Raw genomic sequence first — 9735 nt, forward strand, 5'->3', positions numbered from 1 at the left:
TGCTTGACCTGCAACTGCAAAGCAGCAGTGGTCAATCCGTCCCGCTGTCATCGGTCGCGACCTTCCATTATGAGCTCGAACAGCCGACGATCTGGCGGCGCGACAGAGTTCCGACCATCACGATCAAGGCCGGCATCGGCGACGCGACGCAGCCGGCGACGGTCGTGAAGGCGCTCTCCGATAAGGTCGCGGCCTTCGAAAAGACGCTGCCGGCCGGGTATTCTGTCCAAGTCGGCGGCGCGGTCGAGGAAAGCGCCAAGTCGCAGGGCCCGATCGCCAAGGTGGCACCTGCAATGTTCGTCATCATGGCGACGCTGCTAATGATCCAACTCCAGAGCTTCCACAGGCTGTTGCTGGTCTTCTCGGTGGCGCCGCTGGCCCTCATCGGCGTCGTCGTGGCCCTGCTTGCCAGCAACTCGCCTCTAGGATTCGTCGCACTGCTGGGCGTCCTGGCGCTCGTCGGAATCCTCATCCGCAACTCCGTCATCCTGATCGTGCAGATCGAGGAGTTGCGAGCGGAGGGAATGTCGCCATGGAAGGCGGTGGTGGAGGCGACCGAGCATCGCATGCGACCGATCATGCTCACTGCCGCGGCTGCGACGCTCGCCCTGATTCCGATCTCTCACGAGATATTCTGGGGACCGATGGCCTACGCGATGATGGGCGGGATCGTCGTCGGCACGGCGCTGACGCTTCTCTTCCTGCCGGCGCTCTACGTCGCCTGGTTCCGTATTCCTCTCGAAGTGGGGCAGAACTGAAATGACAGGATCGCTCTCGCACCCTGGACGCGTTGCCCAGGGATACCGCCGCACTACGACGATCGCGACCGTTCGGTACGCATGTAAAGCCGTCCCAGTGCTTGTTGCCCTGTCGCTTGCCGCATCGGGTTGCGCCAGCCGGGCGCAAGAGGTCCTGCGGCCACTCGCCGTCGCCCCGATCGGCACCACTCGGGTCACCATGCTTGTCGCCACGACGCGCAAGCCTTCGGAGGATCCCGGCAAGCTCTTTTCCGGCGACCGCGGGACGGCGATCTCGCTTAACAGCGTCGACGTGTCCATTCCCCCCGACCGGAACCGCAAGATTGGCGAGGTGCAGTGGCCGTCGCGCATGCCGCCCAACCCGCAAAAGGAGTTCGCGGTCACGCAGGTCGCCAGGGTCCAGTCCGAAGGGCAGGCCCTCGACTGGTACCGGGCAAATCGAAACAAGAAGCACCAGGTCATCATCTTCGTTCATGGATTCAACAACACCTATGCCGATGCGGTCTTCCGCTTCGCGCAGATCGTCCATGACTCGGGAACCGACGCCGCGCCGATCCTCTTCACCTGGCCGTCCAGAGGGCGCGTCTTTGACTACCTCTACGACAAGGAGAGCGCCAACTACTCGCGCCGCGCCCTCGAGGATCTGATCCTCCAGGCGGTGAAGAGCCCCGACGTCTCGGATGTGACGATCCTCGCTCACTCGATGGGCGGCTGGTTGGCGGCGGAGGCACTCCGCGGCGTGGCTATGCGCGAGAAATCGATCCCGGCGAAGGTGAAGAACGTTGTGCTCGCATCGCCGGACATCGATATCGACGTCTTCCGCCGCCAGTTCACCGAGATGGGACCGAAGCGGCCGCACTTTGCTATCCTGACATCGAAAAGCGACAAGGCGCTGGAAGTCTCGGGCTGGCTTTCGGGCGGGGTCAAACGTCTCGGCGGCTCCGATCTCAGACCCTACGCACCTCTTTTCAATGAACTCGGCGTTTCCGTCATCGACACGAGCGCGATCGCGACGAACGACCCACTCGGCCATAACGCCTTTGCCGAAAGCCCGGAGATCGTCCGCCTGCTCGGACGGCGGCTGGCTGGGCAGAGCCTGGATGGTGGACAGGCAAGCGCGGCAGACCAAATCGGCGTGAGCGCCGCAAACTTTGCAGGCTCGGCCGCGCGTCTCGCCGTCGCGGCACCAGTCGCTGTCATCAGCCCCGAGGCGCGGGAGATTCTGAAGGAGGAACTCTCCTCCGACGGTGCGCCAATCAAGGATGGGCAGATTGCGTACTGAAGTTTAGCCGCCAACGGCAAGGATTTATTAGGATCGGAAGATGGAAATAGCCAAGCCTGCAAGACACCGGCCGCGCGCCGAACACGTGTCCCGGATCTTAGAAGCCGGCACGGCCCCGTGTCGGCCGTACGGGCTGTCGAAGACAAACGTCGCTGACATCGCCCGACTCCTTGGGAAGTCCCGGCCAGCGTGTACAGAATCCTCCCTCCAAGACTTCGATATGGGACGCCATCGTCGGAGATTTCCCGGAGACCACCCTGCGCGTCCCCCCGCTTGCCATTGATGAACCAGGCGACGCGGCAAGCTGTCTTGAGGAAGCCGCACTCGGTCACCATCAGTTGATGTCAGAGGCACGCGATAGCGACCCCCAAAATGTTTAGCCTCGTCGTTCTAGCTTCGGAAGTAAGTTGCCGTCGTTCATGCCGTATCTCAATGGACTCAAGACCGACATCGGGAAGTTGATCCGCACCGGAGTCACGAGTGGAGAATTCGCGCCAAGCAATATCGACGTCGCCGCATCTTGCTTTTGCGCCTCAGTCACCTGTGGGATCCACGGTTAGTTGGAGCGCCTTCGAACGCGCAAGGGATACCAGCCCATGCCTCGTTCGTTTGCGGTGGCAGGACTTCGCAATCATCCCGGGTGTCGCAACTATGAGCATATGAGCAATGTCGCTCGATGTCCGTCCGGCAAGTTTCCGGGGCTACGCGAATCCGCCATCCGAGTGGCGGAGATGAGCGGCGCCCCTTATCGTATTCTGACGAATCGGCGCGATGGCACTACCGAAGGAGGCCGTCGCTACCGAACTCCTCCCATCCGCTCAACCCGGTTGCCGTTTCATCGGTTCGCTCGGTTTGTTCGGTTTTTTCTCTTTTCTTCAGCGAGCGCGTCAACTTCGCCTGATACGCGGCTCGTCTGCGATTTTCCGCTTTCGCCGCAGCGTCCACCTCCCGCCATTCGTCCACTGCGCCACGGTCGAGCAGATCCTCGACAACCCGGGGGTCGAACACGTGAAAGGTGATCTTCCTTGCGCGTCCTTGGAGCCTGACCGTTCGTGTTCCAGCGCTGGGCAGGCGACCGTCCTCAAGCCAGCGCTTCCGCTCTGATGCCGTGATCGTCAGGATATCCTCGATCTCGCGGGGAATGACCGGAAGGTCTGCGATGCCGTCCAGCAAGCTGGAAACGGCCGATGCAGTCGCTCTGAATACTGTCTTCGAAGTCTCTGGCATGACGAGGATGAGCCCTGCCGCCTGCATGTCCAGCGACTTCCGGACCGGGGATGGTAGCCGGGAGCGGATTTCCTGCAGGATTCCCTTCACCCTAACACCAGAACCGAGGGTCGCCACCACGGTAAGCGGCCACTCCCTGATCAGCTCGGGATCGTCGCTTTCCTTGCTTTTCGTCTTCGTCTTGGACATGTCGCAGCAGATGGTGTCGAAGGGGCCGAGCTTCAACGGAACTCCCGGTGATTTCCCACGTTTTCGCAGTGAGGAGGATCCCCATGTCCGTGCCGAACGAGCGCATCGTGCCGCTGCCATCGCCGCCGCCCGTTGACACGCCACCGCGCGATCCCGACGGGATGCCCGGCAAGGAAGCGCTTCCAGATCCCGAACCCGACGAGGGCGCTTCTCCAAGCATACGAGCTTCCGTACATTGCCCGACGTGGGGCCTTCGTTGCAGGGGTATTCGTATTCATCCGGAGGAGCGGCAATGACGAAGGACTGGCGGGACGACTTGAGCATGAAGCTCGAAGAATTCATCGACACGTTCGTCGTGAAAGGCGCAAAGGCGAGGGATGTCTACGATGCCATCCAGAATGAACTCGGCCGCCTGAGGGTGGCGTACGACCGCGACCCGGATCCCGCAGAAGACCAATCGGACGACGTTATTGAGGAACCGTCAAACGACTGGCCCGCTTCCCAGGCCTGACCCACGTCCTGACATCAGGTGGCTCATTCTTCGGCTAGTTTTCTGGTGAGACTTGTTGCGGACACATTGCACAGGTAGAACTCTCTCACAGGCATTGCTGATGAGCGCTGAGACTCGCGGCTCGCAACGCCGCATCGCTGAAATGCTTTTGACCACGGATGTACTGGCACTGGTAAGAGGCGATGATGAGGAAGGTCGGTGCGGTTTCGCCCCGGCCTTTTTTATTGACCGAAGGCCCGCGTCGTCTCCAACACTGGGTCAGTGTCGCGCATCCAGCGGCAGCTCGCCGTCGTCGAAGTTGCCGTTGCTGGCGGCATCGTACGGATTGATGCTCCGTCCGCCTCCGCGCGTGCCATATGCCGTTAACTGGACCATGACCTCCTTTGCACGCTGAATTGCCTCATCCTCGCTTGAAGCGTGACCGTCAGCGACCTTGATCGACACTGCTTCACCATCGTCGCCGACAAAGTCTACCCGCCATCCGGTTGTCTCGTGAACAATCTTCGTTTCCAGCAAGTGCATGTGACTACCCCGCCTTCCTACCTTTGAGATCTGCCTCCAACGACTTGCGCAAGGCATCCATGATGTTCACGACGTTGGAAGCGGCAGCGGCCTCTCCGGCGTTGCCCTTGGCAGCCTTCTTCCTCGGCTTCAGCAGCTTCTTCTTTTCTTCGATGAGCTTGAGCAGGCTCTCCTGGACTGGATCGCTCGCCATGTCCGACGACCATCGGGCGGTCTTCTGCTTGATAAGCTGCTGGACGAGCGGAATGAGATCCGGATCTGCCTTTTCGTGGATGTCCTCGAAATAGTTCTCCTCGGGCCGAACCTCGTCGCCGAAACGCAAAGTCCACAGCACGATGCCTTCACCGCGCGGCTCAAGGACAACGGCACGCTCTCGGCGGCCCATGACCAGCTTCGACACGCCGAAAACCTTGTCGGCTTTCATTGCGTCGCGGATGACGGCGAACGCCTCGTTGCCGACCGCGTCGTCCGGCATCAGGTAGTGCGGCTTCTCAAGGTAGATCCATTCGATGCTATCGGCCGGGACGAACTTGTCGATGTCGATCGTCTTCACCGTGTCGAGCGCCACGACATCCAGTTCCTCGTCGGTCAGGATCACGTAGTCGTTCTCACCGCGGGCATAACCCTTGGCTTCGTTCGCGTCTTTGACGGGCTTGCCAGTGACGGAGTCGATATACTGGGAGACGACGCGGTTGCCCGTCTCCTTGTTGAGCGTATGAAAGCGCACCTTCTCGCTTTCGGATGTCGCGGGGGTCATCGCCACGGGGCAGGTGACGAGAGAGAGCTTCAGGTAGCCCTTCCAATAATATTTCGGAGCCATCGCCTATCTCCTAGCTTGCCTTGCGCTGCGGTGCAGCCTTTGACGCGGCGGGCTTTGTTGTCGCCCCGCGCGCGGACCGCTCCCGTCCGGTGCCAGTGTTGGCGTTGGCCGCGGTGCGTTTCGGTTTGTCCGCTGCGGCCTTCATGATGCCAGCACTCTCGCGCAGCGCTGCCAGCAGATCATTGGGCTTCGAAACCTCCACCTTCTTCGGCTTTGGAAGCGACTTGCCTTCCAGCTTGGCCTTTACCAGATCGGCAAGGGCGGCTTCGTAGCGGTCGTCGAATGTTGCCGGATCGAACTCACCCTTCTTGGTGCTGATGATGTGCTTGGCGAGATCAAGCATCTCTCCTTGGATCTTGATCTTGGGCATCGCCTCGAACGCCTTGGCGCTCGACCTGACCTCGTAGTCGTAGTTCAGGGTGGTTGCGATCAGACCCTTGCCGTGGGGACGTATCAGCACCGTGCGCATTCTGCGAAAGAGGACCGTGCGGGCGATGGCTGCGACGTTCGAATTCTTCATGCCGTCGCGCAGCGCGGCGAAAGCGTCTCCACCCATCTTGTCCGGTGTCAGATAATAGGGCTTGTCGAAATAGACATCATCGACGTCGGAGCAGGGTATGAACGCCTCGATCTCGAGGGTCTTGTTGCTCTCAGGGATGGCGGCGGCGACCTCCTCGGGATCGACGATGATGTATTGACCGTTGTCGATCTCGAAGCCCTTGGTCTGAGCCTCTTTTTCCACCCGCTCTTGGGTCTCGCTGTCGATGAAGACCCGGTTGACGCGGTTGCCTGTGGCTTTGTTGATGGTGTTGAAAGTGATCCGGTCGGAGGTGGATGCAGCGGTATAGAGCGCCACCCCGCACGTGACTTCGCCGAACTTTATAAAGCCCTTCCACTGCGCACGCTGTCCTGAGGCCATCACAAATACTCCGAATCACTAATACGCGACTCAAAGACGTGCCAGGGTGATTCGTTCCGACACGAAACGAATCATTTTTCAATAACTTGCAGAATCACGTTCAGAGATTGATTCCGGCGGAAACGCTGCCTTGATGGTTGAAACGATCGCATCGGGCGTTGGACTGCGTTCGACACAGAGCGGCGGGGACAGTTTCTGTCCGCCGCCGCGCCCTTCGAGGTCCGCCGCCTGCGCTAAAGAAGGGTGTTGGCGAGGATACGCGGCTGGGAATTCGCGGCAACAAAAACAGGCCGGGTTGTCGCAGTCTGCGAGTGGAATGTGATCCACAGATAGACCGCATGGACGAAATCCGATGTAACGGCCACAGGTTACGCTGTGGGTAACGTGTGGACACACCGTGGATGACTTGTGGGAACATGAGCCAGCACGAGCGATTGGCCGCAGGAGGTCTCTTGCGGCGCGGATACGATCTGCTGAGGTGTCGCGTCGCCGTCTCCGACCCAAGGGCGCTCTGACATGAGGTCGTGAAGCGCCCTCGGCGACCGTCCATCCAAGCGGCGACGAGTGTATGGAAACGCCTTCGTCGTCCTGGTCCATCCGAAGTGTGGCGACTAGCCAGTCCGGGGGCATGACACCGGGCAGATCTTCGCTGCGAAGGATCTCTGTCAGGGCATCGGCGGTATCGAGACCGCCGCGTGGTTCGCGGCCCTCGCGTTCCAGTGTCCATGGGTAGCGCAATCATCCTGATCCCTGCTTCGGACACTGCATAGCGGGTTCGGGACCCGCTTCAAGCGGGGCATGTCGACAATCACCATCTCCCGGGAACCACCGGAATCGTTGCGAGTTTATCTTGCGCTGATCAATTAAAGGAGAAGCCCGATGGCACAGAAGCAGACACCACGAGGCCGAGCTCAGGATCGCGTCCGCGTCGCCGGCAGTCAGGATCACGAGGTTGCCTACGAAGCCAAGAAGGAAAGCGTCTCCAAGGATGCAGTGAAAAAAGCGGTGAGGAGCGTCGGCAACTCGAGAAAGAAGGTCGAAACCAAGCTCGGTCAACACTGACGACTTATGAGAGCGGGCATGGAGAAGGTATCACAGCAAGACCGTTTGATAATGTCGAAGGCTGTCAGGGAATGGTATCGGCATTACAATGTTGCTTGGGATGATCAAGCGTCGTCGTTTCTCTGCGATGCAGCTATCGAACTCTACAACGACGGTTGCCGCTCGGTGCAGGAGATGGCGACTGTCCTGATTGGCGCATACGTCGGCCTCGCAGCCACCCGGGTGAATGCTCCGTCGTCTGACTCGGTGCATTGATCGAAGTTCAAGCGGGGTAAGGAAATCACGATCAGGACATCTGCAGCGATTGCAGACAACACCGACATCGGAGCTTTTGTCTCTCAGTCAATTTTCATGGACAAGATCCGAAGCATGCCCGGCATCGCAACGAAGCTGTCGGTCGCTTTAATGCGTTCGTGCTCGGCTGTCCATCGGATGGTTCAAAGCTGATCTTCAAGAGCGGCGAGCCTTACCCGCCGGCCTTCTACTGGACTGTGATCGAACTGACATCCGGTCGCCGCATCTGGGGCTATCGCCACAAGTGCCGACGGTTCGGGTGGAAGTCACGAGGCCATTGCGGGCAGGTACCGTCTCAAGGCGAAGCCGTTCTGAGGGGCTGACAGCAAAAAAGCCCGCCGGGGAGGCGAGCTTCATTTTGCATACTACTGAGTCGACCGCATCATTGCTGTCGGGCTCATAGGAACACAACTCGCCGTACATAGCACCTCATCCAAAAGAGGTATGCGGCCCAACCTCTAAGCGAACACTATGAAAACTCGTCCCGGACTGGCGTCGGGTGCTTTCGCGCGCATGGTCGCGGCGGTTCATCGAGCTCGCCGCGCTCGCCGACATCATCCTCAACATGGTCCCGGCAATCTCCGACTTCTTGACGTTGTGGCTGACGTTGCTTCTGCTAGGCGGCACGTGGGTGGCACGGCACGTGGCGCAGTCGGAGAGCAAGGAAACCACCAATGCCAAAACTGAATAAAAAGGCGGTCGCCGCAGTGGGCGGCGTCGCGCTTTCGATCGGCTTGCTGATCAATCCGTGGGAGGGGCTGTCGCTCTCTCCTATCCCGACATCGTCGGTGTGTGGACGGCAGGAGTCCTGCTCGATGTATAGAGATTTATCTAACCCGCGCCCTCACCACATGTTGCGAGGAGGCGAGCATCGGGCGTTTCTTTACGATTGCTGATGGAGTTCGATTTCGTGGGCTTGTGGTCTATGAGCGAATGGGTTGTAAATTTGGTCCTCTGAACGAGCCTCAAGAATGTCGTAGACGGGTGAAAAAGGACCGGCTAGTTCGTTTGAACCCGTCCCTCCCGAGTTTCCAGGAGCCAAGTTTGCTGAACATATATCGAGACACGGATGGCACCGTCAGGTCGGGCGGAGCCGATGACGATTTGCCGGGTCATGTAATCTGGATGGACCTACTCAACCCTGACGAAAAGGAGATCGAATTTGTAAAACGTCGGGCGAAGGTGAGGGTGCCAACGAAGGAGGCTCTGAGCGAGATCGAAGTGTCGAGCAGGTTGTCAAAGGAGGGTAACCGTCTCTACCTCAGCGCGCCGGTCATAGGACATGCGACGATCGAGCACGCCGAGCTTTCTCCGGCCGGCTTTATCGTCGGTCCCGATTTTCTGGTGACCATCCGGTACGAAAGCTTGCCAGCGTTCGATGTCGTCGCTGAACGACTGAAACAGGAAGAGAGCCCTGCTGACGGGATGGGAGTTTTCGTCGCGCTGCTAGAGGCTATCGTAGACCGCGGTGCAGACGTTCTGGAACATCTCGCCACTGCCGTCGACGAGGTATCCAAAAGTGTCTTCAAGGGCAATCTCCGCGGCTCGGCATCTCCCCGCAGCTCCAATTTCACGCTCCGTCAAGCGCTCTCCAAAGTTGGGGCACTTGGTGACCGATCCTCAAAAGCTAGAGACGTGCTACTGGGTGTCGGCAGGATGGCTTCGTTCACGCTGGATGTGTGTCACGACATGCTGTCGGACGAGTTCCGAGACCAACTCCATGCGGTGACGAAAGACGTTGCCTCGCTGAGCGACTATGAGACGCATCTCTCCGACAAGTCGCAGTTCCTGCTGGATGCCGTCCTGGGCTTCATCACCATCGAACAGAACGACATCTTCAAGGTGTTGACAATCGCTTCTGTCGTTGGTGTGCCACCCACCCTCATGGCCGGAATATGGGGAATGAATTTCAAGTTCATGCCAGAGCTGAGCTGGACTTGGGGATATCCCTTCGCGTGGGCGATCATCATCCTGAGCGCCGTCGCACCGCTGCTTTGGTTCTGGCGCAGGGGTTGGTTCTAATTAATAAGTGCCTTTTTTCCAATGAACGCAATGGACTTCAGTATGATCGTACGGGCAAACATCCGGTGAGTCTGATGAACGAGAGGAAATTGTTTGCTGCCTGACCCGGTCTCAATATTTCATGCCTCA

At 59.3% G+C, this 9735-nt stretch carries 14 protein-coding genes; 10 read left to right on the plus strand and 4 right to left on the minus strand.

The window, feature by feature from the left end:
- The 3 genes from AAAB35_RS01855 to AAAB35_RS01865 form a co-directional block, all read left to right on the plus strand.
- A partial coding sequence (locus AAAB35_RS01855) for an efflux RND transporter permease subunit (protein WP_340666552.1) occupies positions 1-758 on the plus strand: 758 nt, incomplete at its 5' end.
- A gap of 1 nt (position 759) precedes the next feature.
- On the plus strand, positions 760-2040 hold the full coding sequence (locus AAAB35_RS01860; RefSeq protein WP_112643575.1) for an alpha/beta hydrolase: 1281 nt from the start codon (positions 760-762) through the stop codon (positions 2038-2040).
- 419 nt (positions 2041-2459) lie between these two features.
- On the plus strand, positions 2460-2600 hold the full coding sequence (locus AAAB35_RS01865) for a hypothetical protein (RefSeq protein ID WP_340666553.1): 141 nt from the start codon (positions 2460-2462) through the stop codon (positions 2598-2600).
- Between the two features lie 217 nt (positions 2601-2817).
- Here the strand turns inward: AAAB35_RS01865 and AAAB35_RS01870 are convergent, their stop codons facing one another.
- Entirely contained in the window at positions 2818-3456 is a 639-nt protein-coding gene (locus AAAB35_RS01870) for a hypothetical protein (RefSeq protein ID WP_340666555.1), read from the minus strand.
- Positions 3457-3539: 83 nt separating this feature from the next.
- On the opposite strand from AAAB35_RS01870, the gene AAAB35_RS01875 reads away from it, so the two are divergent.
- On the plus strand, positions 3540-3752 hold the full coding sequence (locus AAAB35_RS01875) for a hypothetical protein (protein WP_340666554.1): 213 nt from the start codon (positions 3540-3542) through the stop codon (positions 3750-3752).
- On the plus strand, positions 3749-3967 hold the full coding sequence (locus AAAB35_RS01880) for a hypothetical protein (RefSeq protein ID WP_162706140.1): 219 nt from the start codon (positions 3749-3751) through the stop codon (positions 3965-3967). Before AAAB35_RS01875 ends, AAAB35_RS01880 begins: the two co-directional genes overlap by 4 nt.
- Positions 3968-4225: 258 nt before the next feature.
- Here the strand turns inward: AAAB35_RS01880 and AAAB35_RS01885 are convergent, their stop codons facing one another.
- From AAAB35_RS01885 to AAAB35_RS01895, 3 genes are read right to left on the minus strand one after another with little or no spacing between them, the layout of a single operon-like run.
- Complete coding sequence (locus AAAB35_RS01885; protein ID WP_018859552.1) at positions 4226-4489, minus strand: hypothetical protein; 264 nt, start codon at positions 4487-4489, stop codon at positions 4226-4228.
- Positions 4490-4493: 4 nt separating this feature from the next.
- The gene (locus AAAB35_RS01890; protein ID WP_018859551.1) at positions 4494-5309 is read right to left on the minus strand and encodes a Ku protein; all 816 of its coding nucleotides are present in this window, start codon (positions 5307-5309) and stop codon (positions 4494-4496) included.
- A gap of 10 nt (positions 5310-5319) precedes the next feature.
- Positions 5320-6228: a Ku protein gene (locus AAAB35_RS01895; RefSeq protein ID WP_112643583.1), complete on the minus strand. Its 909-nt coding sequence runs from the start codon at positions 6226-6228 to the stop codon at positions 5320-5322.
- An 879-nt stretch (positions 6229-7107) separates the two neighbouring features.
- Here AAAB35_RS01895 and AAAB35_RS01900 point away from each other — a divergent pair.
- From AAAB35_RS01900 to AAAB35_RS01920, 5 genes are all read left to right on the plus strand, one after another.
- The gene (locus tag AAAB35_RS01900) at positions 7108-7290 is read left to right on the plus strand and encodes a DUF3606 domain-containing protein (RefSeq protein WP_112665540.1); all 183 of its coding nucleotides are present in this window, start codon (positions 7108-7110) and stop codon (positions 7288-7290) included.
- Between the two features lie 18 nt (positions 7291-7308).
- A complete protein-coding gene (locus AAAB35_RS01905; RefSeq protein ID WP_112665542.1) occupies positions 7309-7545 on the plus strand; it encodes a hypothetical protein in 237 nt (78 codons plus the stop codon).
- 538 nt (positions 7546-8083) lie between these two features.
- The gene (locus tag AAAB35_RS01910) at positions 8084-8275 is read left to right on the plus strand and encodes a hypothetical protein (protein ID WP_112665544.1); all 192 of its coding nucleotides are present in this window, start codon (positions 8084-8086) and stop codon (positions 8273-8275) included.
- Positions 8259-8480: a hypothetical protein gene (locus tag AAAB35_RS01915; protein ID WP_162742152.1), complete on the plus strand. Its 222-nt coding sequence runs from the start codon at positions 8259-8261 to the stop codon at positions 8478-8480. Before AAAB35_RS01910 ends, AAAB35_RS01915 begins: the two co-directional genes overlap by 17 nt.
- 148 nt (positions 8481-8628) lie before the next feature.
- Positions 8629-9606, plus strand: a complete 978-nt coding sequence (locus AAAB35_RS01920) for a magnesium transporter CorA family protein (RefSeq protein WP_112643589.1) — start codon at positions 8629-8631, stop codon at positions 9604-9606.
- Positions 9607-9735 lie beyond the last annotated feature (129 nt).

The organism is Phyllobacterium sp., from assembly GCF_037994425.1.
Taxonomy (GTDB): domain Bacteria; phylum Pseudomonadota; class Alphaproteobacteria; order Rhizobiales; family Rhizobiaceae; genus Phyllobacterium.

Bases quoted from the DNA above. Each gene is read 5' to 3' on its own strand.
- AAAB35_RS01865 (WP_340666553.1), top strand. From the start codon at position 2,460: ATGCCGTATCTCAATGGACTCAAGACCGACATCGGGAAGTTGATCCGC.
- AAAB35_RS01860 (WP_112643575.1), top strand. From the start codon at position 760: ATGACAGGATCGCTCTCGCACCCTGGACGCGTTGCCCAGGGATACCGC.
- AAAB35_RS01890 (WP_018859551.1), bottom strand. From the start codon at position 5,309: ATGGCTCCGAAATATTATTGGAAGGGCTACCTGAAGCTCTCTCTCGTC.
- AAAB35_RS01900 (WP_112665540.1), top strand. From the start codon at position 7,108: ATGGCACAGAAGCAGACACCACGAGGCCGAGCTCAGGATCGCGTCCGC.
- AAAB35_RS01870 (WP_340666555.1), bottom strand. From the start codon at position 3,456: ATGTCCAAGACGAAGACGAAAAGCAAGGAAAGCGACGATCCCGAGCTG.
- AAAB35_RS01905 (WP_112665542.1), top strand. From the start codon at position 7,309: ATGGAGAAGGTATCACAGCAAGACCGTTTGATAATGTCGAAGGCTGTC.
- AAAB35_RS01895 (WP_112643583.1), bottom strand. From the start codon at position 6,228: ATGGCCTCAGGACAGCGTGCGCAGTGGAAGGGCTTTATAAAGTTCGGC.
- AAAB35_RS01880 (WP_162706140.1), top strand. From the start codon at position 3,749: ATGACGAAGGACTGGCGGGACGACTTGAGCATGAAGCTCGAAGAATTC.
- AAAB35_RS01875 (WP_340666554.1), top strand. From the start codon at position 3,540: ATGTCCGTGCCGAACGAGCGCATCGTGCCGCTGCCATCGCCGCCGCCC.
- AAAB35_RS01915 (WP_162742152.1), top strand. From the start codon at position 8,259: ATGCCAAAACTGAATAAAAAGGCGGTCGCCGCAGTGGGCGGCGTCGCG.
- AAAB35_RS01885 (WP_018859552.1), bottom strand. From the start codon at position 4,489: ATGCACTTGCTGGAAACGAAGATTGTTCACGAGACAACCGGATGGCGG.